This window comes from Clostridia bacterium (assembly GCA_024685775.1).
GTDB lineage: Bacteria > Bacillota > Clostridia > Christensenellales > CAG-1252 > CAG-1252.
This window is the reverse complement of record JAIKVL010000004.1, coordinates 1-25598: the sequence shown is the minus strand read 5'-3', so window position 1 is coordinate 25598 and position 25598 is coordinate 1. Positions and strand designations below refer to the sequence as shown.

General features: G+C 52.3%; 22 protein-coding genes. 20 read left to right on the top strand and 2 right to left on the bottom strand.

Annotated elements, in window-relative coordinates; genetic code table 11:
* The first annotated feature begins 17 nt into the window (after window positions 1-17).
* From tgt to K5753_00780, 12 genes are all read left to right on the top strand, one after another.
* On the top strand, window positions 18-1139 hold the full coding sequence (tgt, locus tag K5753_00835) for a tRNA guanosine(34) transglycosylase Tgt (protein MCR4725748.1): 1122 nt from the start codon (window positions 18-20) through the stop codon (window positions 1137-1139).
* 167 nt (window positions 1140-1306) lie between these two features.
* Entirely contained in the window at window positions 1307-1675 is a 369-nt protein-coding gene (yajC, locus tag K5753_00830; GenBank protein MCR4725747.1) for a preprotein translocase subunit YajC, read from the top strand.
* Between the two features lie 106 nt (window positions 1676-1781).
* Complete coding sequence (locus tag K5753_00825) at window positions 1782-2177, top strand: TIGR04086 family membrane protein (GenBank protein ID MCR4725746.1); 396 nt, start codon at window positions 1782-1784, stop codon at window positions 2175-2177.
* A 73-nt stretch (window positions 2178-2250) separates the two neighbouring features.
* On the top strand, window positions 2251-2421 hold the full coding sequence (gene scfA / locus K5753_00820; protein ID MCR4725745.1) for a six-cysteine ranthipeptide SCIFF: 171 nt from the start codon (window positions 2251-2253) through the stop codon (window positions 2419-2421).
* A 6-nt stretch (window positions 2422-2427) separates the two neighbouring features.
* Window positions 2428-3795, top strand: coding sequence for a thioether cross-link-forming SCIFF peptide maturase (scfB, locus tag K5753_00815; protein ID MCR4725744.1), 1368 nt, complete (start codon window positions 2428-2430; stop codon window positions 3793-3795).
* A gap of 63 nt (window positions 3796-3858) precedes the next feature.
* Window positions 3859-5262: a protein translocase subunit SecD gene (gene secD / locus K5753_00810; GenBank protein MCR4725743.1), complete on the top strand. Its 1404-nt coding sequence runs from the start codon at window positions 3859-3861 to the stop codon at window positions 5260-5262.
* Entirely contained in the window at window positions 5255-6346 is a 1092-nt protein-coding gene (gene secF / locus K5753_00805) for a protein translocase subunit SecF (protein ID MCR4725742.1), read from the top strand. Before secD ends, secF begins: the two co-directional genes overlap by 8 nt.
* Before the next feature lie 62 nt (window positions 6347-6408).
* Window positions 6409-8718 carry a single-stranded-DNA-specific exonuclease RecJ gene (gene recJ / locus K5753_00800; GenBank protein MCR4725741.1) on the top strand — a complete coding sequence of 770 codons (2310 nt, stop codon included), beginning with the start codon at window positions 6409-6411 and terminating at the stop codon, window positions 8716-8718.
* Entirely contained in the window at window positions 8705-9367 is a 663-nt protein-coding gene (locus K5753_00795) for an MBL fold metallo-hydrolase (protein ID MCR4725740.1), read from the top strand. The genes recJ and K5753_00795 overlap by 14 nt, the downstream gene beginning before the upstream one ends.
* Window positions 9340-10761, top strand: a complete 1422-nt coding sequence (hemZ, locus tag K5753_00790; GenBank protein MCR4725739.1) for a coproporphyrinogen dehydrogenase HemZ — start codon at window positions 9340-9342, stop codon at window positions 10759-10761. Before K5753_00795 ends, hemZ begins: the two co-directional genes overlap by 28 nt.
* Before the next feature lie 121 nt (window positions 10762-10882).
* The gene (gene rpsO / locus K5753_00785) at window positions 10883-11137 is read left to right on the top strand and encodes a 30S ribosomal protein S15 (protein ID MCR4725738.1); all 255 of its coding nucleotides are present in this window, start codon (window positions 10883-10885) and stop codon (window positions 11135-11137) included.
* Window positions 11138-11265: 128 nt separating this feature from the next.
* Complete coding sequence (locus K5753_00780) at window positions 11266-13362, top strand: polyribonucleotide nucleotidyltransferase (GenBank protein ID MCR4725737.1); 2097 nt, start codon at window positions 11266-11268, stop codon at window positions 13360-13362.
* Window positions 13363-13447: 85 nt separating this feature from the next.
* On the opposite strand, the gene K5753_00775 is transcribed toward K5753_00780, so the two are convergent.
* Window positions 13448-13681 carry a helix-turn-helix transcriptional regulator gene (locus tag K5753_00775; protein ID MCR4725736.1) on the bottom strand — a complete coding sequence of 78 codons (234 nt, stop codon included), beginning with the start codon at window positions 13679-13681 and terminating at the stop codon, window positions 13448-13450.
* A gap of 80 nt (window positions 13682-13761) precedes the next feature.
* Here K5753_00775 and K5753_00770 point away from each other — a divergent pair, with 80 nt between their 5' ends.
* Window positions 13762-14193 (top strand): TM2 domain-containing protein, encoded by a 432-nt coding sequence (locus K5753_00770; GenBank protein ID MCR4725735.1) that lies wholly within the window; start codon window positions 13762-13764, stop codon window positions 14191-14193.
* 29 nt (window positions 14194-14222) lie between these two features.
* On the opposite strand, the gene K5753_00765 is transcribed toward K5753_00770, so the two are convergent.
* Complete coding sequence (locus K5753_00765; protein ID MCR4725734.1) at window positions 14223-14966, bottom strand: polysaccharide deacetylase family protein; 744 nt, start codon at window positions 14964-14966, stop codon at window positions 14223-14225.
* 89 nt (window positions 14967-15055) lie between these two features.
* Between K5753_00765 and K5753_00760 the strand changes: the two genes are divergently transcribed.
* From K5753_00760 to rny, 7 genes are read left to right on the top strand one after another with little or no spacing between them, the layout of a single operon-like run.
* Window positions 15056-16309 carry an insulinase family protein gene (locus K5753_00760; protein ID MCR4725733.1) on the top strand — a complete coding sequence of 418 codons (1254 nt, stop codon included), beginning with the start codon at window positions 15056-15058 and terminating at the stop codon, window positions 16307-16309.
* Window positions 16310-16320: 11 nt separating this feature from the next.
* Complete coding sequence (locus K5753_00755; protein ID MCR4725732.1) at window positions 16321-19800, top strand: hypothetical protein; 3480 nt, start codon at window positions 16321-16323, stop codon at window positions 19798-19800.
* Window positions 19797-21122, top strand: coding sequence for a 30S ribosomal protein S12 methylthiotransferase RimO (rimO, locus tag K5753_00750; protein ID MCR4725731.1), 1326 nt, complete (start codon window positions 19797-19799; stop codon window positions 21120-21122). The genes K5753_00755 and rimO overlap by 4 nt, the downstream gene beginning before the upstream one ends.
* Entirely contained in the window at window positions 21119-21676 is a 558-nt protein-coding gene (gene pgsA / locus K5753_00745; protein ID MCR4725730.1) for a CDP-diacylglycerol--glycerol-3-phosphate 3-phosphatidyltransferase, read from the top strand. Before rimO ends, pgsA begins: the two co-directional genes overlap by 4 nt.
* Entirely contained in the window at window positions 21673-22383 is a 711-nt protein-coding gene (locus K5753_00740; GenBank protein ID MCR4725729.1) for a CinA family protein, read from the top strand. The genes pgsA and K5753_00740 overlap by 4 nt, the downstream gene beginning before the upstream one ends.
* Before the next feature lie 52 nt (window positions 22384-22435).
* The gene (recA, locus tag K5753_00735) at window positions 22436-23479 is read left to right on the top strand and encodes a recombinase RecA (GenBank protein MCR4725728.1); all 1044 of its coding nucleotides are present in this window, start codon (window positions 22436-22438) and stop codon (window positions 23477-23479) included.
* A gap of 47 nt (window positions 23480-23526) precedes the next feature.
* Window positions 23527-25122: a ribonuclease Y gene (gene rny, locus K5753_00730; protein ID MCR4725727.1), complete on the top strand. Its 1596-nt coding sequence runs from the start codon at window positions 23527-23529 to the stop codon at window positions 25120-25122.
* The last annotated feature ends 476 nt before the right edge of the window (window positions 25123-25598 follow it).

The following is a 25598-nucleotide window of genomic DNA, read 5'->3' as shown; positions in this document are numbered from 1 at the left end:
ATCAAAACGGAGAAACTATGAGCGGAAAATTCAAATACGAAATACTGAAAGTTTGTAAGCAATCGGGCGCGAGGATCGGGCGTTTTACGACGCCGCACGGCGTCATCGAGACCCCCGTCTTTATGCCGGTCGGGACGCTCGGCACGGTCAAATCGCTTTCGCCGGAAGAAGTCGAAGAGGTCGGATCGCAGATCCTTTTGTCCAATACCTATCACTTGTATCTTCGCCCCGGTCACGAAGTCGTTCGTGCGGCGGGCGGTCTGCATAAATTCATGCGTTGGAATAAACCCATCTTGACGGACAGCGGCGGTTTTCAGGTTTTCAGCCTTTCGTCTTTCCGTAAAGTCACGGATAACGGGTGCGAATTCGCGTCTCCCTTGGACGGCGGCGCGCATCACTTCATTTCTCCCGAAAAATCCATCGAGATTCAACGCGCGCTCGGAAGCGATATTATGATGGCGTTTGACGAATGCACTTCGCCGGACGTTACGAAGAAAAAGGCGAAAGAAGCGATGGATCGGACGCTGTATTGGCTTGATCGCTCCGCGGCTGCGGCGAAAGGAACGGACGACCAGATCCTTTTTCCGATCGTGCAAGGAAACGTGCATGCGGATCTTCGCGAAGAAAGCGCGAAAAAGACCGCGCCTTACGCGAAATGCGGGATCGCGATCGGCGGGCTCAGCGTCGGCGAACCCAAGCCCGTTATGTATGAAATGCTCGATCTTTTGAACCCGCTTCTCCCGAAAGATATGCCGAGGTATTTGATGGGCGTCGGGAGTATGGATTGTATCGTCGAAGGAGTGCTTCGCGGCATCGATATGTTCGATTGCGTGCTTCCGACGAGGATCGCGAGAAACGGGACGGCGATGACGCTCGCGGGCGACTTGAATCTCCGCAACGCGAAATACAAAGAGGATTTCTCCCCGGTTGAAGAGGGGTGCGATTGCTACTGTTGCCGCAATTACACGAAAGCGTACGTTCGCCATTTGATCACGTCGGACGAGATTTTCGGCGGGAGACTTCTCTCGATCCATAACATTCGCGCGTTGCACCGCTTGACGAATCAAATAAAACAGGCGATCGTCGAAGACCGTTTCGGCGATTTCGTAAAGGAATTTTTCGATCAATATCAAATGTAGGTCGGAAAATTCGACCGAAATCGGGGCGGCGGAACGAGCGGAATTCGGTATTTTTCGAAAATATGCTTGTTAAATGCGCTTGCGTAGTGTATAATTTTACCAGTATCTGTTAAAGGAGATAAACTATGACCGGAATTATTGCAGCTGCAAACCCAGGAAATTGGATTATGATCGTTGTGCTTCTCGTCCTTTTCGTCGGTATGATGGCGATTTCCATTATCCCGCAAAAGAAGAAGCAGAAAGAGTATCAGGAAATGCAAAACGCGATCAAAGTCGGAACGCGTATCATGACGATCGGCAGGCTCGTCGGAACCGTCGTCGCGATCAACACGGATAACACCATCGAAGTCGACATCGGCGCGAAGGGCACTCCCGTTATCATCGTCATCAATCGCGAAGGCATCGGCTTGAACCTCGATGCTCCGCAAACCGCGGGCAACCAAGTCGAGAAACCCGCCGAAGGCGACGTCGATGCGGAAAACACCGCGGACGCGACCGAAGCGAACGACGATAAGAAAGAGGACGATTCGATCTGATTGCTCCGTATTTCGAAAAAGAAAGACCGCGCGCCGTTTTACGACGCGCTTCTTTTTTTTATTCATAAATCCGTAGCCCGACGCGTATGAATTATCGGAGGTGCTTATGGAAAAAAGTGCAGTCAGATGGGTTTTGGATATCGTTAAAACGGTCGTTGTCGCGATCCTGTGCTCGATGATCTTCGTTTTGATTTTCGCTTTGATCGTCAAATCGACCGATATCGGGGAAAAGGGGATCGCTTACGTCAATCAGGGAATCAAGATCGTCAGCGTCTTGATCGGCGCGTTCGTCGGATTCAAAAAGGGCGGCTCGGCGGGCTGGCTCAAAGGATTGATCGCGGGCGTGTTGTACGTCGTCTTTTCCTTCCTTGTCTTTTCGCTGATTTCCGGAAGCCTTTCTTGGAAAAACCTTTCGCCGCTCGACTTCGTAACGGGCGCGGCGGTCGGCGTCGTTTGCGGGATCCTTGTCGTGAACGTTAAAAAGAGCGCGAAAATCGCTTGATATAAAACGGTTTTTTATGCTATAATTTTCTCAGAATAAAACGGCGGGAATCCGCCGAGTCAAGGAGATCATTATGAAGCATATCAGCACGATCGCAAAAACCGAAAGAAAGTCCTCCGTTATCGGATGCGGCGAATGCCAATCCAGTTGCCAATCCGCCTGCAAGACGAGCTGCACCGTCGGCAACCAAACCTGCAAGCAGGAAGAAAGGATCAACACGGTCGAAAAGAAAGAGCAACTTTGATTTTCAATGAGGCTAATCACACATTGTTTCCCCTTTATTTATAAAGGAGAAACTTTTTATTTGATCTACCATCCGTTCAGCAACAGTTTGCATTCGGTAGATCGCAGCGCGTATCTCGTTTTGAAAAACAAATACGAAGAGTTAAGTCCGCAGGAACTTGCGGACTTTTCCGCGTTACCCGAAGCGACCGTTTCCGAGATCCTTTCCGAAGCTGCGGAGCTCGAATCCCAAGGTCTTCTCGGGAAGGACGAAACGTTCCCTTATAAAAAATCTTACGTCGTAAAAGCGCTTTGCCTGCACGTTTGCCACGATTGCAACTTGAAGTGTAAGTATTGTTTCGCGAAAGAGGGGACGTATAATACCGCGCGCGATTATATGACGAAAGAAGTCGCGGAAGCCGCGGTCGAGCTTCTTCTCGCGAAAAGCGGATCGCGCCATAATCTCGAAATCGACTTTTTCGGCGGCGAACCCTTGATGAATATGGGCGTCGTCAAACACACGGTCGAGTACGGAAGGCGCCGCGCCGCGGAAGTCGGGAAAGAGTTTTCTTTTACGATGACGACGAACGCGCTTTTGTTGAACGACGAGAATATCGAATATCTCAATCGGGAGATGGATAACGTCGTCATCAGTATAGACGGGCGCGAATGCGTGCATAATCGCGTGCGTCAGACGAGAAACGGGGCGGACGCATATCCTTTGATCCTGAGCAACGCAAAGAAATTCCGCGCGGTTCGCGGAGACAAACGCTATTATATCCGCGGGACCTTTACGGCGTACAATCTCGATTTTGCTTCCGACGTCCTCGCTTTGGCGGACGCGGGCTTCGACCAAATTTCCGTCGAACCGGTCGTCCTTCCCGAGGATAATCCGATGGCGATCACCGCGGATAAAGTCGGCGCGGTTTTGAAGGAGTATGATAAACTCGCCGAAGCCTATATCGACCGCCGCTCTTCGGGCAAATGGTTCAACTTCTTCCATTTTATGATCGATATGGAGGAAGGCCCCTGCATTATGAAGAGGCTTTCGGGTTGCTCCGCCGGTTGCGGGTATCTTGCCGTTTCTCCGATCGGAGATATCTATCCCTGCCATCAGTTCGTAGGGGAAGAGGGTTATAAGATCGGGAACGTCCTGACGGGAGAATTCGATCCTTCTTTGCAGCAAACTTTTGCGGAAATTACCGTAAATAACAAGAAAAAATGCGAGAACTGTTTCGCCAAGTATTATTGCAGCGGCGGTTGCGTTGCCGCTTCGCATTATTACGAAAAAGATCTTATGACGCCTTACGGCGCGGGATGCGAAATGATGAAAAAGCGTCTCGAATGCTCTCTCGGCATCTATGCGGTCGAGAAAAAAATGCGTGAAAAGCATTGACTTACAGTTAAGTTATTTATATAATAAATAATTGTTACTCTGATATTTTAGGAGGCTCTACTTGTGAACAGGAACATACCGAAAGAAATGAACTCCGGTCCCAAGATGACGAAGGGAAAGGCGATCGCCGTTTTCATCGTGATCGGGATCTTGATCGCCGCGGGAGCGGTTTTCGCGTTCGTCTCCCTCGATAACGGCGAGCTCGGAGTTTGGGACTATATCGCTTACCCCAAGACGATCAGCTTGGGTCTGGATATGAAAGGCGGCGTCTACGCCGTTTTCGAAGCCAATTCTTCCGACACGAAGAACCTGAGCTCTCGTATGGACGGGACGGTCGAGCAGCTTTCCAAGATGCTCTATGACAAAGGCTATACCGAAGCGTCCGTCAGCAAAGTCGGCGACGAGCGCATCAGGGTCGAAGTTCCGGACGTGTCCGATCCCGAAACCCTTTTCAATTTGATCGGCACGCCGTCCAGCCTCGAATTCCGTTCGGAAGGGAAGGATGAAGAGCTTACGGACGAAGGCTTGTGGGTCACGGGTAAAAACCTCGAAGACGCGTACGTCAGCGTTGATAACGATAATAACTACGTCGTCGCGATCAAGTTCGACAGCTACGGCACCGATCGTTTCGCAAAAGCGACGACCGAACTCAACGGCAAAGCGTTGAACGTTTGGATCAACGGCGAATGGGTTATGGGTCCGACGGTCAACAGCGTCATTACGAACGGCAGCGCGATCATTACGAGCGCCGAATGGGCTTCGAGCTACACGGCGGCGAGCGAAATGGCGACCAAACTTCTCGCGGGTGCTTTCGACGTCGAGTTAAAGCTCGTCGAAAGCCGTGAGATCTCCGCGACCCTCGGCGTGAACGCTCTCTCCACGAGTTTGATCATCGGCGCGATCGCGATCGGAATCATCATCTTGCTTTTGGTCGTGCTTTACAGGCTCCTCGGCGTAGCTTCCGGTCTCGCGCTTGTCTACTACATCATCACCTACATCTTCATTCTTTCGGTCTTCCCGTGGGTCCAGCTTACGCTTTCCGGTATCGCGGGCGTACTGATCAGTATCGGTATGGCTGTCGACGCGAACGTCATTATCTTCTCCCGTATCAAGGACGAATATCGCTCCGGAACGGGTGAGATCTCGATTCAGACGGCGGTTCGCTCCGGCTTCCGGAAATCCATCTCCGCGATTATGGACGGTAACATTACGACCCTTCTCGGTTGCTTGGTAATGTACCTCCTCGGCACTTCGAGCATCAAGAGCTTCGCGCTTACGCTTGCGATCGGTATCATCATCAGTATCTTTACCGCGCTCGTCGTAACGAGGCTTCTCGTCAGCAGTTTTCTCGCGTTCAACAGAGAGAATCCGAAGCTTTACAACTTGTATAATAAAAACAAAGAAGAGTCCGGAAACGGTGATTCCGCCGAGTTGACTTCTTTGGAGGAGGTCGGCGAAAATGACTAAGGGCAACAAGAGTTTCAGTATCAGAAAAATAGACCTCAGTTCGTATAACGTCCACTTCCTGCCGAAGTATCGCATTTGGTTTGCGATCCCCCTCGTCATCGTCCTCGTCGCAGTCATCGTCTTTTCGATCTTTTCCGTCGTCGGTAAGGACGTCGAGAACGGAATGAATCTCGGTATCGACTTCACGGGCGGCACGGTTATGACCGTAACCGTCGGAAATGAGCTTGACGATCAAGCGGCGTATGACACTTACAGCAAAGATTTCCGCAAAATGATCGAAGATCAGGGATTTAACGTCAGCTATATCCAAAAGAGCGGAAACGGAGCGGATGCGGCGGTGCTTTTGAAATATCAAAACAGCGCGTCGGATATCGAAGAGTCCAACCAAAAACTCAAAGATTCGATCGCCGAAAAGTATAATAACATTACTGCGGACGATATTTCTCTCGAATCCATCAGCGCGTCTTCGGCGAAAGACCTTTTGAAGAAAGCGATTATTTCTCTCGTCGTTATCTTTGCGGTCATGCTCGTCTATATCGCGATCCGTTTCGAGCTTTGGAGCGGACTCTCCGCGCTTTGCGCTTTGATTCACGACGTCGTGATGATGGTCGCGTTTACGATCATCTTCCATATCGAAGTCAACACGACTTACGTCGCCGCGGTCATTACGATCGTCGCGTACTCGATCAACAACACGATCGTCGTGTTCGACCGTTTGCGTGAGAATATGCGCCTTGCGCCGAAGGTCGGCAAAGTCCCCCTCGAACAGTACACGGAAGAGGCGGTCAACTCCACCTTTACCCGTTCCGCCGTTTCTTCGTTGACGACGATGATCCCGGTCCTTCTTCTCGGTATTTTCGGCGTGACGAGCTTAAAGCAGTTCGCTTGGCCGATTATGTTCGGTTTGATCGGCGGTACCTATTCTTCGTTGATCCTCGCGCCTACGATCTACGTTATGATCCGCCGCGCGATCATCGATCACAAGAATAAGAAGCTCAACACCGTGACGTATGACAAACCTTCCAAAAAGCAAAAGGATGAGTTGTCCGACGTCCTCAGTCAGAGAAAGCGTAACAACGCGTAATAGAGTAAACAAGGGGCGAGGCGTTCGCCCCTTTTTCAAAGAAAATGACGATTTCTGGTTCAATGGATAAGGTTAAAGCGTTCTCGGCGGAACTCGGCGTTTCGCCGCTTTTTGCCGATATTCTTTTGTCGCGCGGGATCGAAACCGCAAATGCCGCGAAGACCTTCTTGCATCCTTCGGCGGATGATCTGACCGATCCTTTTTCTCTCGCGGGAATGAAAGAGGTCGTCGCGCGAATCCGTGAAGCGATCGCGGGGAAGGAAAAGATCGTCGTCTACGGCGATTACGACTGCGACGGGATCATGGCGACTTCCATCCTTTCAGGGTATCTTTCTTCGATCGGCGCGGACGTTGAATACTATATCCCGAATCGCTTTGAAAACGGTTATGGACTTAACGTCGAAGCCCTTGAAGAAATTGCCGAAACCTATTTCCCCGATCTGATCATAACGGTGGATTGCGGCACCTCTTCCGTAAAAGAAGCGGAGTACCTTTCCGAAGATCTCGCGATCGATCTCATCGTGACCGATCACCACACGCTTCCCGACGTCCTCCCGAATGCGATTCTTTTGAACCCCAAACTGACGCCTGAGAGTCCCGCCGCGGATCTCTGCGGAGCGGGCGTCGCGTTTAAGATCGTTCAGGCGCTCGGCGGCTTGGACGACGCGATGAAGTACGTCGATTTCGCCGCGATCGCGACGATCGCGGACGTCGTCCCGTTGACGCGGGAAAACCGAACGATCGCGTATCTCGGGCTGAAAAAGATCAATTCGCGCGCAAGTTTGAATAAAGGGCTTCGGATGCTCATCGAATCCTGCGATTTCAAATCCGAGCTGACCGCCACCGACGTAAGTTTTACGCTTGCGCCGCGCATTAACGCGATCGGACGTATATCCGACGCGAAAGAGGTCGTTCGGCTCTTTATCTCGGATGAATACATAGAGCTCGAAGGTCTCGTGGAAAAACTGAAAGTGCAAAACGAGCTTCGCAGGTCTCTCGAAGCGCAGGAACTCAAAGAAGCCTACGACCTTTTGAAAGACGTCGATCTCGCGACGCATAAATTGATCTTCCTTTATAACGAATCTTGGAATATCGGCGTGATCGGACTGATCGCGGGTAAGATCAGCAAGCGCTTTCATCGCCCGACCGTGATTCTCGGGGGAGAGGATATCTTGAAGGGGAGCGCGCGTTCGCCCGAAGGGATCGACATCTATAAGATTTTGAAAAGCGCGGAAAGCGTCCTCGAAGGATTCGGCGGTCACAAAGCCGCGGCGGGGCTTTCCGTAAAGCCCGAAAACGCGCTCGAAGCGCGACGATTGATGGACGCTTATATCGACGAGACTTATCCGAATTCCGCGTTCGAAGAGAAGGCGGAGGCATCGTATGAGATCGCTTCGGAAGAAATAACGGTCGCTTTTGCGGACGAACTCAATCTTTTGGAACCGACGGGCGAAGGCAACCCGAAACCGACGTTCCGAATCTCGTCTGCGTCTTGCGCGCTTTCTCCGATGAGTAACCCCGCGCATGCGAAAGCCGCGCTGAATAAGAGCGCGGAGCTCGTCGCATTCGGCGTACCGTATCTCTCGGAAGGCGTCTCCGCGGGTGTGCGATACGATCTGATCGCGAAATGCGGAAAGAACGTCTATAAGAATAAAGAAACCGTCCAAATGAAGGTCTGTTCCGTCGTTCCGACGGGATATGAGATCGGCTCGGATCTTTACGCCTATAATCGCTACCTTCGCTCCAATCTGTATGCGGAAGCCCCTTGCGAGTTTACGCCGATTTCCTTTAAGGAAGCGAAGGACGCTTTTTACGACGACGATTTTTGTACGTTGTTTATCGCGTTTTCTTCCGCTACGGTTTCCTCGTTTCAGAATTCGCTCGGAGAGAAAAAACTCCCCGTTTCTTACGCGCAGCCGCACGGCGAACCCGCGAACGCGCTCGTGATCGCGCCTGACTTCGATCTTTGCGCGTATCGTCGCGTCGTCTTGCTCGATACGCCGCTGACGAAGGGCTATATTTCTCATTTAAGCAAAATTTCGAATGCGGAGATCTACGTCGTTACGGATAATTATCCCTTTAAGCAAATCTTCGCTTCGATCGATTTTTCGAGAGATTCTCTTTTCGTCGCATACGGAGCGATCCGTCGATTCGTTTTCTCCGGAAACGCGGCGGCGTCCCCGATCGAACTCGCTTCCAAAACCGCGTCTTCCGCGGCGGCGTTTCTCGCGAAGTTTTACGCGCTTTACGAAAGCGGCTCTTTGAAGATCGGGCAGGGCTTCGCGCTCTCTCCGCAGGAATTCAGAGAACCCTCGGATTCTCTCTTGTACAGGCGCATTTGCGCGCTTAAAAGCAAAAATGAAAACGTATAAACTGATCGGCGAATATCTCGGAGAAAACACCTTTCTCCTCGAAAAAGAGGGAAAGATCCTCGTGATCGACCCCGGCGCTTCTTCGGAGCGGATCTTTTCGGCGGCGAATGCGCTCGGAGGGGAGATCGTCGCGGCGATCCTGACGCACGGTCACGCGGATCACGCGCTCGGCGCGGCGGGACTTCGAAAAGCGGGCGTCCCGATTTGGATCTCCGAAAAGGAAAAAGACCTGCTGAACGGCAGGGCGAATCTTGCGCTCGCGCTCGGGTTCTCTTTTGAAATAGTTTCGGACGTTTGCTTGTGGAGCGGGGAAAACCCACTCGTTTTGCTTCCGTTTTCGATCGAAGTCATCGAAACGCCCGGACACACCGCGGGCGGCGTCTGCTATTTGATCGAAGGGAATCTGTACTCCGGCGACACGCTCTTTTGCCTGTCATACGGTAACGTGAATTTCCCGACGGGGGACGAGCAGGATCTGCTATGCTCGATCGCGAACGAGCTTTTCGAACTGCCGGACGAAACCCCCGTCTATTGCGGTCACTCGAACGGCTTTCCCGAAAAAGAGATCGCCCCCGGCGTCTTCGAGGCGGCGCCCGACACGAAAATAGGAACGGAAAAAGTATGCAACCCGATCTTGGATCTGTTATGAAAATTTCGATCGAAACGAGCGGCGAAACTTACGCTCACGAACTCGAAGACGTCGTCCGCGCCTTCGAGCCTTTTGCCGCGCTCACTCCCGAAGGGGAAAAGATCTTCGCCGACGTGACCGCGTCCGGACGTGTCGCGGAAACCGTCATAAAATGCAAAAATTATCCGAACGTTTCGCGAAAGTACGATTTGGAAGAAAACCTTTCTCCGCTGCTTTTGAAGCGGCAACTCAAACGGTTTTTGAAGCGCGATTTTTACGATTTTCTTTCCTCGATCTTGAAAAGGGATCTGTCCTACGGATCGCTGACCGGGATCCGCCCGACCAAACTTTATTACGAACTCATCGAGGAGAAAAAGGATCCCGAGGAAGAGCTGAAAACTTTCTTCCGCGTGTCGGAAGAAAAGGCGCGCCTCGTCAAAACCATCGTCGAGACGCAAAAGGGGATCTACGGCGAGGAAACGGATCAATACGATTTCTTCGTCAATATTCCGTTTTGCCCGAGCCGCTGTCATTATTGCAGCTTTCTTTCCGAAGTCATCAATCCGAAAAAAGGGAATTTGCCGCTTTACGTCGACGCGTTGATCCGCGATATCCTTTCTGCCGTGCCGAAGAGAAAGCGCCGCGCGATCTACGTCGGCGGTGGGACTCCGACTTCGCTTTCTCCCGAGCTTTTGGATCGCGTCCTCGCGGCGATCGACGCGAAAGGGGAAGAATTTACCGTCGAGGCGGGCAGACCCGAGACCCTGACTCCCGAAAAAGTCGCGGTCATGGCGGCGCGCGGCGTTACGCGCGTTTCGGTCAATCCGCAGACTTTCAAGCAGGAAACCTTGGACCTCATCGGTCGCCGTCATACGGTGGAAGACATTTATCGGGCGTATGGAATCGTCCGCGACGGAGGTTCGTTCGACGTCAATATGGATTTCATAACGATGCTTCCCGGCGAGTCTTTCGAAGATTTCCGCTATTCGCTCGATCAGGCGATCGACCTTGCCCCCGAGAATATCACCGTTCATTCGCTTTCGATCAAGCGCGGCAGTATTTTCGCGGAGAAAAAGTACGATAATTTCAGCGATACGGACGCCGAAAGGATGTCTTCCTACGCGATGAACACGCTTGAAAAAGCCGGTTATTCTCCATACTATATGTATCGTCAGAAGAACACGACGGGGCGGCTCGAAAACGTCGGATACGCGAAAAAAGGCAAGATCTGTAAATATAACGTCGATATTATGGAAGAGACGCACGACGTCTACGCGTCCGGCGCGGGCGCGATCTCCAAGCGCATTTTCGGCGACGGGCTGATCAAGCGTCTCGCGGAAGTAAAGGACATCAAGGGCTATCTCGAACGCATCGACGAGATCCTCGCGAAAAAAATCGATTTTTTCAAGGACTAATCGCTTTACTTATTTGTTTTCGTAATGTAATATTATATATATACCGCGCGCTCGGTTCGGCGAGTCGCTTACGCCATACTGCGCCCGCGGCGAATCTATCATTCCATCGGAGGTATTTATAATGGAAAAAAGCGAAATCATTGCAAAGTACGCACGCAGCGAAGGCGATACCGGTTCTCCCGAAGTCCAAATCGCTCTTCTTACCGCGAGGATCGAAGCGTTGAACGCGCACCTCGCCGTCCATAAGAAAGATAACCACGGTCGCCGCGGTTTGCTCGAAATGGTCGGGACGAGAAAGAAGCTCCTCACCTATTTGAAGAATAAAGATATCAATCGTTACAGAGAATTGATCGCGGCGCTCGGTCTCAGAAAGTAAGACTTGCGCCTGAAATAAGAGCGGGGCAACCTGCTCTTATTTGAAAAAAAGCGAAGGGAAGCGACTTCGCTTTGATGAAAGAAAAACGGGGTGATTCCAGAGACGGTCTCACTCATCATGGAGGTATTATGGAAAGAAAAATTTACAAAACTCAAATCGGAGGCAGAGAAGTCAGCGTAGAAGTCGGCGCGTACTGCGAGCAGGCGAACGGCTCCTGCCTCGTAAGATGCGGCGACACCGCCGTTCTTACCAACGTAACGATGGCGGCAGCCCCGCGCGACGGGATCGACTTTTTCCCTCTCGGCGTTGACTTCGAAGAAAAGATGTACGCCGTGGGCAAGATCCCCGGCGGCTTCAAGAAGAGAGAAGGCCGTCCTTCCGACAAGGCGATCCTCGTCAGCCGTTTGATCGACAGACCGATCCGTCCTTTGTTCCCGAAGGGCTTGTTTAACGACGTCGCGGTCGTCTGCACCGCGATGAGCGTGGACACCGATATCCCGCCCGAGGTCTATGCGATGCTCGGCAGCTCGATCGCTCTTTCGATCTCCGATATTCCGTGGGGCGGGCCGACCGGCTCCGTCGTCGTCGGATACGTGGACGGAAAGTATATCATCAACCCGAATTCCGCAGAGAGAGAAAAGAGCCGTTTGCACCTTTCTTTGTCCGGAACGAAGGACGCGATCATGATGGTCGAAGCGGGCGCGAGCGAGATCACCGAAGAAGAAATGCTCGGCGCGATCCTGTTCGGTCACGAAGAGATCAAAAAGATCGTCGCGTTCATCGAGAGCATCCAAGCGGATTGCGGCAAGCCGAAGACGACGAAAGTCGATATGTACACCGTCCCCGAGGAGATCTCCAAGGCGGTTCGCGAGTACGCTTCCGAGAAGATGGACGCCGTCCTTTCTCACTTCGACAGATATGAAAGACAAGCCGTCGAAGACGAGCTTGATAAAGAAGTGCAAGAGCATTTCGCCGATATCTTCCCCGGCTGCAAGAGGGAAGTGTTCGACGCGATGTACGCCCTCAAAAAGGAAAAAGTCCGTGCGAAGATCATCAACGACGGCGTTCGTCCGGACGGCAGATCCCTTAAAGAGATTCGCCCGATTTGGTGCGAAGTCGGCGTAATGCCCCGCGTCCACGGAACGGGTGTCTTTACCCGCGGTTCGACGCAGGCTTTGACGACTTGTACCCTCGGCACGATCAGCGAAGCGCAAAAACTCGAAAGCTTGGATGACGACGTCTTCAAGAGATATATGCACCATTACAATATGCCGCCGTACTCCACGGGCGAAGCGAAGCAGCTCAAAAGCCCGGGCAGACGTGAGATCGGCCACGGCGCTCTCGCGGAAAGGGCTCTCGAACCCGTCCTCCCGAGCGAGCAGGATTTCCCCTATGCGATCCGCACGGTTTCCGAGATCCTGAGCTCCAACGGCTCCACCTCGCAGGCAAGTATCTGCGGCAGCACCCTCGCTCTTATGGACGCGGGTGTTCCGATCAAAGCTCCGGTCGCAGGTATCGCGATGGGTCTTATTAAAGACGTCGCGAGCGGCAAAGTCGCCGTTATGAGCGATATCCAAGGTTTGGAAGACTTCCTCGGCGATATGGACTTCAAAGTTGCAGGTACCCGCGAAGGTATCACCGCGATCCAAATGGATATCAAGATCAAAGGTATCGACGAGCAGATCCTCCGCACCGCGCTCGCGCAAGCGAAAGAGGGCAGAGAGTTCATTCTCGGAAAGATGCTCGCCGTTCTCCCCGAACCGCGCAAAGAACTTTCCAAGTATGCTCCGAAGATCATTTCCTTCTCCATCGATCCCGATAAGGTTCGCGAAGTCATCGGCAGCGGCGGCAAGACGATCAATAAGATCATCGAAGAGACCGGCGTAAAGATCGACATCAGCGACGATAACGTCGTCTTCATCGCCAGCCCGGACAGCGCAAGCGCGGATAAAGCGAAGAAGATCATCGACGCGATCTGCAAGGATCCCGAGAAGGGCGACGTCTACGAAGGCAGAGTCGCGCGCATCATCCCGATCGGCGCGTTCGTCGAGATCGCTCCCGGTAAGGACGGTATGATCCATATCAGCAAGCTCTCTTCCGAGAGAGTGGAAAAGGTCGAAGACGTCGTCAATATCGGTGACCTCGTCCGCGTCAAAGTCATCAAGATCGATGACAAAAAGAGAATCGATCTTCGCTTGATGGAGATCCTCGAAAAGGCGGAATAATCCGAGTATTCGAAAATAATGAAAAAAAGAGGCAGGTTGCAAGACTTGCCTCTTTTTGTATCGGATCGTTTGCGTTTGGTAATGGCTATGCGTTATGATACTCGACGAATAAATCGTTCGGAGTGCATTCGAGAATATCGCAGATCGCTTTCAAATTTTCGAACTTGATCCCCGTCGTTTTGTTATTCACGATATTGTTGAAATTTTGATAGCTTAAACCGAGTTGATTGTAGAGCCAATACTTTGTTTTTCCTTTTTCGGAAAGGATTTCGAGAATACGAAGCGTCATAACTTCCTCCGCATTAGATAATGTACACATTATATTTTTTCAAAAGTATTGACATATAGACTTATACATTATATAATGTGGAAATGAATTATCGATGAAAAGGAGCTTTTATGGAAGAAAAAAAGGCGCAAGATGTATTGCTGTCGAATCTCTCGTTGATTCCGAAAGATAAAGTGTTGTATTTCAAGGAAGCGTTGAATCGTGCTGATGACGAATGTTACGAAAAACTGTTGCAAACGTCCTTAAAAAATCCGTCAACCGTATTGTTGCTTTCGATATTTTTAGGGTGGGCTGGCGTTGACCGATTCTTTATAAGTGATATTGCGCTCGGTATTATAAAATTGCTTTTTATCCCAATCATATTTTTGCTTGTATTTCTTGTGGCTTTGTTTTTGGATCCGGTTTGGATTCAATTTTGCACTTTAATCGGGATGTTCGGTTATAATGTTTTTTTGATTATCGACATTTTTCTTTGTTATGCGAAAGTAAAGACAAAAAACTACAAAAAAATGATGTCCGTCTTAGATCCAACAGAATATTAAAATTTTGAAATATTATGTAATTTTTGCATTCAACTCAGTGCTTCGCTGACGGTGACGAGGTCGAAGCCGGCGGCTTTGTAGGCTTCGATGATGCGAGGCAGGGCGGCGATCGTTTGATCTTTCGGATGCATCAGAATGAGGTCGCCTTTTTCGATCTTTTTCGTGGCGCGTCGAACGAGGAGATCTTCGTCTTTATCCCGCCAGTCGATCGTGTCTTTCGTCCATAAAATGAGCTTTTGCCCGAGCGCTTTGCAGGCTTCCTCGGTGGCTGCTCCGTATGCGCCCGAAGGCGGGGCGAAAAGCTTGATCGAAACGCCCGTTACGTTTTTTACAAGTCTCGTGCAAAGCACGATTTCTTCTTTATTCTGTTCGACGGTCATTTTCGAGTGGTCGCGGTGCAGATAGCCGTGGCAACCGAGTTCATTTCCGGAGACGGAGATTTCAAGCAATGTTTCCGCATTTTTCTCCGCCCAGATCCCGCCGATAAAAAAGGTTGCTTTTGCCGAATAATTCCGAAGAATTTCCAGAATTTTCAAAACGTTTTCCGATTTTTCGTAGACGTTGAACATCATCGCGGCTTTATTCTCGTTCGTGGTTCCTTTATAGATCGCGAATCCGCTTGCTTTGACGGTTTCTTTTCTCGTGGGCGACGCGAAAACGGTCGCGAGAAGCAGGGCGGAGATCGTCAGAAAAACGGCGCAAGCGGAAAGGATATCCGCGGTTTTTCGGCGAAGCGGTTTGACTTGATTCGGGTCGGTCGATACTCTTTTCATACTATACTGTATGCGCGCCTTTTTAATTCTATTAAAAATTTTATTTGCACTCTTTACATAAGTATTTATTTTATGTATAATTATATCGTATGAGTGAAATTATAGGCTTGAACGGCGGTTTACGCCTTGCATATATGAATATCCCGTACGTGCACTCTGTGTCGGTCGGCGTGTTCGTAAAAACAGGTAGCAGAGACGAGATCCTCGAAAAGAACGGGATTGCGCATTTTACCGAGCACGTTATGTTTAAGGGGACGGAGCGTCGCTCCGCGTTTCAAATCGTTTCGGAGACGGATGCTCTCGGCGCAAACGTGAACGCTTTTACCTCGAAAGAGATGACCGCATATTATTTTCAGTGTATCGACGACACGGTGGACGCTTGCGCGGACGTTCTTTCCGATATCCTTTTGCATTCGGTTTTCCCTGCGGAAGAGCTTGAAAAAGAGCGCGGCGTAATTCTCGAAGAGATCAGTATGGTCGAAGATACGCCGGACGATCTCTCGCAGGAAAAATGCGCCAAGGCGTTTTGGGGAGAAGATCCTCTCGCGCGCCCGATCCTCGGACCCGCGGAGAACGTTAAAAGTTTTACGGCGGACGACGTCCGTTCTTTTGTCGCCGAGCATTACGTTTCGGAGAATATCGTGGTCGCCGTTTGCGGCAATATTTCCCGCGAGAGGGCGATCGAACTCGTTTATAAATATTTTGATTTTCCTTCGAGAAAAGAAGCGCACGATGCGCGCCCCATGCCGATCGGCGTCGGCGGCAAGATCGAAAGCGCGATCAAGGACGTCGAGCAGGCGAACGTTACCTTTGCCTTCCCGTCTTTTTCTTACGTCTCGAAAGAAGTCCCGTCTCTCGCGATTTTGAGCACCGCGCTCGGCGGTGGTATGAGCAGCAGGCTTTTTCAGGAGATCCGCGAAAAGCAGGGGTTGGTCTATTCGGTCTACACGTTCCCTTCGCTCTATGAAGACGCGGGCGCGTTTTGTTTGTACTTCGGGACGAACCCCAAGAAGCTCCGCAAAGCGGCGGACGGCGTTCGGAAATGCTTGTCGGACGCGATCCTTTCGGGGATCGACGAAGAAGAGTTTTTCCGCGCGAAGCAGCAAGTCCGCGGTTCTTTGGTGATGGGCGAGGAGCGGTGTCTGAACGTCCTTCGCGCGATGGCGAAATGCGCGCTGTTCAAAAACGAACCGTATTCCATCGATAAGAGTTTATCGGAAGTCGAAGCCGTTTCGCTTTCGGACGTGAACGGGCTTTTGCCCCGCGTGTTCGACTTCGCGCGCGCAGGCGTCGGCTACGTCGGCAGGAAGCCTTCGTTCGATTTGGAGGAAATGATTAAATGAGGAGGGAAGAAATGAACGGTCGTTCGAGAAAAAAATCGAATAAGACGAAGCTCGTCGCGGTTTCCGCGTTTCTTCTTTTCTTGGCTCTTTCGCTCGTCGGTTTGCTCGGCGGTCTCGGCAACGCGATCAAACGCTTCTTGACGGGCGCTTTCGGTTTCGCTTCCTATGCGGTCGTCGTCGTCGCGGCGGCCCTTGCGATTATTAAGGGATTCGGCTTCGTCAAGAGAAAGGGGAAAGGTCGCGTCGTCGCGTTTATTGCGGCGCTTACCGTCCTGCTCCTTTTGTACGCGCAGATCGTGACCTCGTATAAGCTTTATTACGCGCTCGATCCCGTCTCTTATAAAGGCTATCTTTCCGCTTGTTACGGCGCCGGACTCAAAACCTCGGGCGGCGTGATCGGCGGTATCCTCTCGTTCCCGCTTTTGTCCCTGATGGGTAAGTATTCCGCGATCGTCGTTTCCGCGCTGTTCTTCATCGTCTTGTTCTTCGCGCTTTTGCCCTTTATGAGATCGACCGCCCGCGAGGACGCGCCTTCCGAAAAGCGCGCGCCGAAAAAAAAGGGCGGCAAAACGCAAAAAGAGGAGACGGAACTTCGCCTTTTCGTGGATAAAGTCCGCGCGGGTGAAAAAGACGCCGCCGTTTTGAAACAAAGAAGATTTTTCGATAAAAAGGTCGCGAATTTCGAAGTTTATAACGTAAACGACGACAGACCGTTCGCCGCTTCCGCAGGCGGAACGATCCCTGCGTCCAATCCCGATCGCTATAATCCCTACGCCGATTTCGATCGTTCGGATCGAAGCTACGGTCGTGCGACCGATCGCGCCGTCGATTTCGATTTCGACGACGAAGAGGGCGGATGGGAACAGTCGGCGGATCGTTATCCGAGGTCTTCTTCTCGAGAGGATTCTTTCCGCGCGGAGAGCAGAGGCGAATTGCCGCTCTTTATGCGCCGCTATGCGGAAGATAAAGTAAGCGAGTCCGAGAGTGTTTCGGGCAAAGAGGAGAGAACGTCGTCGCGTCTTCCCGAAGAACCCGAGTATCCTTCCTCCCGCGTTTCTGCTTATGACGAGAAAAAGCCCGACGCTCCGAAAAAGAACTCGTTCGGTTCGCCCCTCGTCAGCGACGTTAAAAAGAGAAAACCGGCGCATAATTCCGCGGATATCATTTCGGACGTTTCCGATCTCGATCGCTTGAACGGAAAGACATCTTCCGCGCCGCGCCGCGAAGCCTTTATCGGCGAGCAGCCGACTTCCGCTCCCGAAAAGGAGATCCCGACAAAAGAATCTCCACGGCCGATAGCGGATCCGACGCCTTCCGACTCCGCGCCCGATCGGTTGCGTTTCGTCTTCCCGAAAGAACCGAAATTCGAGTATAAGCAAGATGCGATGCGTTTCGATAAACCGAAAGAGGAAACTCCGCGTTTCACGGAGCCGCAACGCCCCGCGGAACCCGTCAGACCCGTTGAACCGATCGAACCGATCGTGCCGATCATCTCCGCGGAGCCCGAAAAAACTGCGGAACCCGAGCTTTCGCGTTCGTCAGAACCGAAGCCTGTTGAAAAGATCGAAGAGAAGCCGATCGAAACGATCGTAAAGCGTCCGATCGAAGAGCCCGCGCCGATCTCGAAATCCGCGGAAGCGAAGACGGAGCCCGCGGTTGAAGAGAAAAAGCCCGAGCCTTTTGCCCGCCCGACGATGACGGCGGACGAATCCTCGTATCGCAAACCCGTCGAGCAGGAGTATCACGCCGCGCCCGCGCCGACGGAAGTAAAGAGAGAGAACCAGAAGGCGTATTCCCGCCCGACCTTCGCCGCGCCCGCACCTCAGCCCGAAAGCGAAGAAGAGACCGCGCGCAAGAGAAAGCCGCGTTCGGATATCGGCGGCACGCATTACACCGAAGCAAAGCGGCAGGAAAGCGCCGTAAATCCCGCGCCCGCCGTCCCGAGCTATATCCCGCCGAAGAAAGCGGAACAAACCACGATCGAGAGCGCGGAAGAAGAGTTGCCCCCTCGTCCGTACACCCCGCCGCCCGTCAGTATGTTGACGGAGTATCCTCCGCTGACGGATGAAGAGGGCGTCGAAGAAATGGGCGAAAGGCTTGTGCAAGCGCTTGCGGCCTTTAACATTTCTTCCGAGATCGTCGATCACAAGACGGGACCGACGTTTACGCAGTACGCAGTGACCCTTCCCGCGAGCATTTCCGTCAATAAGATTACGCCGCTCGATAAGGATATCAAGCGTAAATTGATGCTCGAAAAGAAGGATATCCGCATTATTCCGTCCGTTCCCGGTTATGACGCCGTCGGTATCGAAGTCCCGAATAAGACGACGGCTACGATCGGACTTCGCTCTCTCATCAATTCGCCCGAATTCCTGAAAGAGAATAAACTGTTCTTCGCGATCGGCGTGGACGTCTCGGGTAAACCCGTTTACGGCGATCTCTTGAAAATGCCGCACCTTCTCGTCGCGGGATCCACGGGCAGCGGTAAGAGCGTCTGCTTGAACGTCATGATCTGCTCGATCATGTATCACTATTCGCCTGAGATCGTCCGCTTTATCATGATCGACCCGAAGAGAGTCGAGCTTGCGGTCTATAACAATATGCCGCATATGATCATGCCGAACACGGTGACGGACGTCAATAAGGCGATCAACGCTTTGAATTGGGCGGTCGCGGAAATGTATCGCCGCTACGATATGTTCCAAGAAAGCAGTTGCCGCAATATCTTCGAATATAACGACAAGCAAAAGAAGACGGGCGGCAAGAGAATGTACTATATCGTCATCATTATCGACGAAATGGCGGAGCTTATGACGCGCGCCAAAAAGGACGTCGAAGATAAAATTCAGTCGCTGATGGCTCTTGCGCGCGCGGCGGGCATCCACCTCGTGATCGCGACGCAGCGCCCGTCCGTGGACGTCATTACGGGAACGATCAAAAATAATATCCCGACCCGAATCGCGTTCAAGGTCACTTCGGTCAACGATTCGAGGACGATTCTCGATCGCGGCGGCGCGGAGGCGCTCTTCGGTCACGGCGATATGCTGTATTGCCCGTCGGACGGCGGCGAACCGATCCGCCTGCAAGGTCCGTTCCTCGATTCCGAGGTTCTGAACATCGTCGAATTTATCAAAGAGCATAACGATTGCCGTTTCGACGCGAACGCCGAAAAAGTGATCCAAGCGGAAAAAGCCGCCGATCAGGACGCGTCCGCTTTGAACGTGTCGAGCGATCCCGGCAGCGGTGACGACCCCTTGTTTGCGGACGCGCTTCTTTCCGTGATCGATCTCGGACAAGCCTCGATTTCCAAACTGCAAAGGGTCTTCCGCATCGGGTATTCGAGAGCCGCGAGGATCGTGGATCAAATGGAAGAAAAGGGCTATATCGGTCCAACGGACGCCAGCAATAAGCCGCGCGCCGTCTTGATCACCCGCGAGGAGTATTACGAACTCTACGGGGACGACGGGATCCAAGGAGGGGAAGCGCAATGAAAGTAGGTGCGATCTCCCTCGGTTGCGATAAAAACCGCGTCGATACCGAAAACCTTCTCGGCTTCGTTATGGGTGCGGGGCACGAACTCGTAAACGATATCAACGAAGCGGATCTCGTGATCGTTAATTCCTGCGCCTTTCTCCAAAGCGCGGTCAAGGAAAGCCTCGAAGCGGTTTGGGAAGCCAAAGCGCACGGCAACGTCCGCTATATCGTTTTGGCAGGGTGCCTTCCGATGCGTTATCTCAAAGAGATCTCCGGGGAAGACGGCTTGACCGAAGCGAACGCCTTCGTCCCGAACACCTGCTACGAAAGGATCGGAGAGGTCATCGAGCGCGTGGAAAAAGGCGAACGCGTGATTTTGGAAAAGGACGGATCGCTCCCGAAAGCGAGCGAAAGAAGGATCGTTACGACGCCGTATCACTACGCGTATTTGAAGATCGCGGAAGGGTGCAACAATCATTGCACGTTTTGCGCGATCCCGTCCATTCGCGGCGCCTATCGAAGCGAGTCCTCGGAAAACGTCCTCGCCCAAGCGAAAGGTTTGATCGATCAAGGCGTAAGGGAAATCATCCTCGTCGCGCAGGACGTGACGAGATACGGGCAGGATCTCCCGCAGGGAGAAAACCTCGTTTCCCTTCTTCGGAAATTGATCGAGCTACCCGTCGAACGCATCCGTCTTCTGTATTGCTACCCGGACGCGGCGTCGAACGAACTCATTGATTTGATCGATGAAGAGAAGAAGATCGCGAAGTACATAGATATGCCGATGCAACACGCTTCCGACGCCGTCTTGAAGCGAATGAATCGCAAAGATACGCTCGCGTCCTTAAAAGAAAAGATCGCTTATATCCGCTCCAAAAAGAGCGGGATCTCGATCCGCTCGACCTTTATGGTCGGCTTCCCGGGCGAAACGGAAGAGGAATTCGAGGAGTTATGCGCGTTTCTGCGCGAGGAAAAACTCGATAACGTCGGGTTCTTCGCCTATTCGAAGGAAGAAGGTACGCCCGCCGCGAAAATGAAAGGGCAGATCCCGCAAAAGAAAAAGGCGAGAAGGCTGTCCGTCGTTCGCGCGATCCAAAGCGCGATCCAAAGAGAAAAAGCCGAAAGCAAGATCGGCGAAACGATTCTCGTCGTCTACGACGGGATCGATTATGACAAACAAGCGTTTTTCGGGCATACCGATCGCGCGATGCCGGACGTGGACGGAAAAGTATTCTTTTCATCCGAGTTCCCCGTCGAGATCGGCGAAACGTATGCGGTAAAGATCGAGAAAGTCAAGAAACTCGATCTGTACGGAAAAGTAACGGAGGGAAAAGAGTGAATTTACCCACGAAGATAACTTTATCGAGAATCTTTGCAGTGCCCGTGATCGTTGCGCTGTTTTACGTTTCTTTCCCGCTGCATTATCTTGCGGCGGCGATCGTCTTTTGTCTTGCGGCGGCGACCGATATGGTGGACGGGCATCTCGCGCGAAAGAGAAACGAAGTGACCGCGCTCGGAAAAGTCCTCGATCCGATCGCGGATAAGATCCTCGCTTGCTTCGTTATGATCATGGAAGCGGCGGGCGGTATGATGTTCTTTTATCCTTGCGGCGTGATCCTTTCGATGATCGTCGTCGGGCGCGAGATCCTGATCGGCGCGTTCCGAACGATGTCGGCGCATAAAGGCGCGATCCTTGCCGCGGATAAACTCGGGAAACTCAAAACGATCTTGCTGAACGTTTCCCTGCCCGTTATGATGATCGGATATTTCCATATATCCGTTAAAATCGTCGGAAACGTGATTTTCGCTTTGGCGGTCCTCTTTACGGTGATCTCCGGCGTCAATTATGTCGTTAAAAACAAACATATTTTCTCGGACGGCGCGGCGAAATGAGCGAAAAGACTCTCGTTTTCAAAGCCTTCGGATATGACGAGGAGGGCATAAAAGAAAAGCTCGCTTCGCTTTCCGCCGCGAAATCTCTCGTCGTCGTCGCTTCCTGCCTCGACGCGAAGATCGAGATCGTCTGCGAAGAGGTAAAAGAAGTCGAATGCTATTCGTTCGTCTATAACGCTTTGAAAGGGGCGATTTATGCGGACGAGGATATCACGATCGCGGAAGCCGTCTTGGATCGCCTCGCGCTTTACGGGAAAAAGCTTTCCGTCGCGGAAAGTCTGACGGGCGGGCTTGTGACCGATCGCCTCGTCTCGATCCCGGGCGCAAGCGAAGTCTTGATCGAGGGGCTCGTAACCTACGCGAACGAATCCAAGATCAACCGTTTGGGCGTAAACGAGTTTTCGATCCGCGCGCACGGAGCCGTCTCGTCGGACGTGGCGAAGCAAATGGCGCAAGGTCTGATCGCGGCGGGCGCGGACTTCGCGGTTTCCACGACGGGGATCGCGGGACCTTCGGGAGGAACGAAAGAAAAACCCGTCGGGCTGACCTATATCGGCGTGGCGGATGAGAACGGAGTCTCGGCTACGGAATGCCTGTTCGAAGGCGACCGAAGCGAGATCAGAAATTCGGCGGCGAACGCGGCGCTTTTCCTTTTATGGAAAAAGATCGTCAAGCCGAACGATTTCGATACAATGGTTATTGAGTAGATCCCGCGCGGAAGCGCGCTACTTCGTATAAATAAAAAACAGGAGAAACAAAATGGAAGAAAAAGTCAAAGTGAGCGGAGAAGCCTTGGACGAAAAAAGGCTCGAAGAAAAGAGGAAAGCACTTGAACAAGCGATCCAACAGATCGAAAAAGTGCACGGCAAAGGCTCCATTATGAAACTCGGCGACGGATATAACGTCAAAGTGGACGTAATCCCGACCGGATGTTTGGCGCTCGACCACGCGCTCGGCATCGGCGGACTTCCTCGCGGAAGAATCGTCGAGATCTACGGACCCGAATCCAGCGGTAAAACCACCGTCTCGTTGCACGTCGTCGCGGAAGCGCAAAAACTCGGCGGTACGGCGGCGTTTATCGACGCAGAGCACGCACTCGATCCGGAATACGCGAAAAAACTCGGCGTCAACACGCAGGATCTTTATATTTCGCAACCGGATAACGGCGAGCAGGCTCTGGATATCGCCGACTATCTCGTCCGCAGTAACGCGGTCGATATCGTCGTCGTGGATAGCGTCGCGGCGCTGACTCCGAAAGCGGAGATCGAGGGCGATATGGAGCAGCTTACGGTCGGTTCGCAGGCAAGGCTTATGTCCAAAGCGCTTCGCAAATTGACCGCGGTCATCAATAAGAGCAAGACTTGCGTGATCTTCATCAACCAATTGCGCGAGAAGGTCGGCGTTATGTTCGGCAATCCCGAGACCACGCCGGGCGGCAAGGCTCTTAAATTTTATTCCAGCGTCCGTTTGGACGTTCGTAAAAAGGACGTCCTGAAAGACGGCGGCGTCGCGGTCGGTAACAAAACCACCGTCAAAGTCGTTAAGAATAAGCTCGCGCCTCCGTTTCGTACGGCGGAATTCGAGATCATCTTCGGGCAGGGCATTTCCAAGGAAGGCAGCTTGATCGATCTTGCGATCGAAATGGGCATCCTTCAAAAGAGCGGATCTTGGATCAGCTATAACGATGAAAAGATCGGACAGGGCAGAGATAAAGTCATCGCCCTTTTGAAATCCAATCCCGAACTTTACGCGGATATCGAAGCGAAAGTTAAGGAAAAACTCGGCTCTGCCGAAAATAAATAAGGTCATAAGCGGGAAACCGCTTAAAATAAATTTAGGAGGAACGAATAATGAGTGATATTTTTCTCGGCGTTTCTTCCGCGGTTATAGGGATATTATACGCAGTCGTCGCTTTGGTCTCTTTGGGGATCGGCGGCGCGCTCGGGTATTTCCTTTATAAAATGTTAGTCGAAAAGAAAGTAGGCAACGCAAAAGCGGAAGCAGCGAAAATTTTGGAGGAAAGCAAACAAGAAGCCAAATCTTTGCGGAAAGAAGCCTTGATCGAGGCGAAAGAGGAGCAGCACAGAATGCGCTCGGATCTCGATAAGGAAATGCGCGAGCGCCGCGCCGAAGTGCAAAGGCTCGAACAGCGCATCGCTTCGAGGGAAGAATCCCTTACGCGCAAAGAGGACGCGCTCGATAAGAGGCTCAGCGACGTGGAAGACGCAAAGCAGGCGTTGAACGTCCGCGAGCAGGATATCGTCCGCAAGGAGAACGAAGTCGCGGAATCGCATAACCGCATGATCCAAGAACTTGAAAAAGTCTCGGGAATGTCGCGCGACGAAGCGAAGAAAGTTTTGATGGACGATATGCTTGAAGACGCAAAGCGCGACGCCGTCCAACTTGCGAAGGAAATCGAAGCGGAAGCGAAGGAAGGCGCGGAACAAAAAGCGAAAGAGATCGTCTCTATGGCGGTGCAACGCTGCGCGACCGATCACGCTTCGGAGATCGCGGTCTCCGTCGTCCCGCTTCCGAATGATGAAATGAAAGGCAGGATCATCGGTCGCGTCGGTCGAAACATCCGCGCGTTCGAAAACGCGACGGGCGTCGACGTCATTATCGACGACACGCCGGACGTCGTCACGATCTCCGCGTTCGATCCCGTGCGCCGTGAAATCGGTCGCGTCGCGCTCGAAAGATTGATGAGCGACGGAAGGATCCATCCCGCTCGTATCGAAGAGACCGTCGAAAAGGTCAAAAACGAGATCGACAACCAAATGAAAGACGCGGGCGAAGAAGCCGCGTTCGACGTCGCGGTTTACGGATTGCATCCCGAACTCGTCAAGATCCTCGGAAGACTGAAATTCAGGACGAGTTACGGACAGAACGTACTTAAACACTCGATCGAAGTTTCTCACCTCGCGGGCATCCTCGCCGCCGAGATCGGCGCGGACGTAAAGGTCGCGAAGAGAGCGGGACTATTACACGATATCGGTAAAGCGGTCGACCACGAGATCGAAGGAACGCACGTCGCGATCGGCGTCGAACTCGCGAAGAAATTCAAAGAAAGCGAAGCGGTGATCCACGCGATCGAAGCGCACCACGGCGACGTGGAAGCGAAGACGGTCGAAGCCGTCATCGTTCAAGCGGCGGACGCGATCAGCGGCGCGAGACCGGGCGCGAGACGCGAATCGCTTGAAAATTACGTCAAGCGTCTCGAAAGCATCGAAAAGATCGCCAACTCGTTCGACGGCGTCGAGCAGTCCTTCGCGATCCAAGCGGGACGTGAGATCCGCGTTATGGTCAAACCCGAAAAGGTGGACGACACGAAGACCTACTTCATCGCGAAAGAGATCGCGAAGAAGCTTGAAAACGAACTCGAATATCCGGGGCAAATCAAAGTCAGCGTGATCCGCGAACTCAGAAGCGTCGAATACGCGAAATAAGAGGATCCGATCCGCGGGCGGCTTCAAGATTGCTTAGCTGCCCGCGCGCATCCGTTTCTTATGACCACCTATTTGAGCGTGATCCGATCGCTTGATCCGCTTGAAGGGAAACGCCTTTTAACGAGAGCGAACGTCACATGCAAGGTGGATTCGAAGAAGACACGAGCCCTGTGGAGAATCGCGTAAGAAAAAAAAGAAGCTCTGCAAAGCAGAGCTAACTTGGCAGGGGAGACGCGATCGCGAGGAGCCTGCGACGGAATAGTGAGTGGAGGGAGCTTGCTCACGAGAGCGAACGTCACATGTAAGGTGGATTCGAAGAAGACACGGGCCCTGTGGAGAATCGCGAGTAAAAAAAAGAAGCTCTGCAAAGCAGAGCTAACTTGGCAGGGGAGACGCGATCGCGAGGAAGATCGGAAGAGCGTCGGGGAGGGGAGGAGTGTAGCACTCGGTGGTCGGCGAAACGTTAAGAAGATACG

What these genes read in the sequence shown, in the direction of transcription:
- tgt (MCR4725748.1), top strand. Translation starts at nt 18, where the DNA reads ATGAGCGGAAAATTCAAATACGAAATACTGAAAGTTTGTAAGCAATCG.
- yajC (MCR4725747.1), top strand. Translation starts at nt 1,307, where the DNA reads ATGATCGTTGTGCTTCTCGTCCTTTTCGTCGGTATGATGGCGATTTCC.
- K5753_00825 (MCR4725746.1), top strand. Translation starts at nt 1,782, where the DNA reads ATGGAAAAAAGTGCAGTCAGATGGGTTTTGGATATCGTTAAAACGGTC.
- scfA (MCR4725745.1), top strand. Translation starts at nt 2,251, where the DNA reads ATGAAGCATATCAGCACGATCGCAAAAACCGAAAGAAAGTCCTCCGTT.
- scfB (MCR4725744.1), top strand. Translation starts at nt 2,428, where the DNA reads ATGAGGCTAATCACACATTGTTTCCCCTTTATTTATAAAGGAGAAACT.
- secF (MCR4725742.1), top strand. Translation starts at nt 5,255, where the DNA reads ATGACTAAGGGCAACAAGAGTTTCAGTATCAGAAAAATAGACCTCAGT.
- recJ (MCR4725741.1), top strand. Translation starts at nt 6,409, where the DNA reads ATGGATAAGGTTAAAGCGTTCTCGGCGGAACTCGGCGTTTCGCCGCTT.
- K5753_00795 (MCR4725740.1), top strand. Translation starts at nt 8,705, where the DNA reads ATGAAAACGTATAAACTGATCGGCGAATATCTCGGAGAAAACACCTTT.
- hemZ (MCR4725739.1), top strand. Translation starts at nt 9,340, where the DNA reads ATGCAACCCGATCTTGGATCTGTTATGAAAATTTCGATCGAAACGAGC.
- rpsO (MCR4725738.1), top strand. Translation starts at nt 10,883, where the DNA reads ATGGAAAAAAGCGAAATCATTGCAAAGTACGCACGCAGCGAAGGCGAT.
- K5753_00780 (MCR4725737.1), top strand. Translation starts at nt 11,266, where the DNA reads ATGGAAAGAAAAATTTACAAAACTCAAATCGGAGGCAGAGAAGTCAGC.
- K5753_00775 (MCR4725736.1), bottom strand. Translation starts at nt 13,681, where the DNA reads ATGTGTACATTATCTAATGCGGAGGAAGTTATGACGCTTCGTATTCTC.
- K5753_00770 (MCR4725735.1), top strand. Translation starts at nt 13,762, where the DNA reads ATGGAAGAAAAAAAGGCGCAAGATGTATTGCTGTCGAATCTCTCGTTG.
- K5753_00765 (MCR4725734.1), bottom strand. Translation starts at nt 14,966, where the DNA reads ATGAAAAGAGTATCGACCGACCCGAATCAAGTCAAACCGCTTCGCCGA.
- K5753_00760 (MCR4725733.1), top strand. Translation starts at nt 15,056, where the DNA reads ATGAGTGAAATTATAGGCTTGAACGGCGGTTTACGCCTTGCATATATG.
- K5753_00755 (MCR4725732.1), top strand. Translation starts at nt 16,321, where the DNA reads ATGAACGGTCGTTCGAGAAAAAAATCGAATAAGACGAAGCTCGTCGCG.
- rimO (MCR4725731.1), top strand. Translation starts at nt 19,797, where the DNA reads ATGAAAGTAGGTGCGATCTCCCTCGGTTGCGATAAAAACCGCGTCGAT.
- K5753_00740 (MCR4725729.1), top strand. Translation starts at nt 21,673, where the DNA reads ATGAGCGAAAAGACTCTCGTTTTCAAAGCCTTCGGATATGACGAGGAG.
- recA (MCR4725728.1), top strand. Translation starts at nt 22,436, where the DNA reads ATGGAAGAAAAAGTCAAAGTGAGCGGAGAAGCCTTGGACGAAAAAAGG.
- rny (MCR4725727.1), top strand. Translation starts at nt 23,527, where the DNA reads ATGAGTGATATTTTTCTCGGCGTTTCTTCCGCGGTTATAGGGATATTA.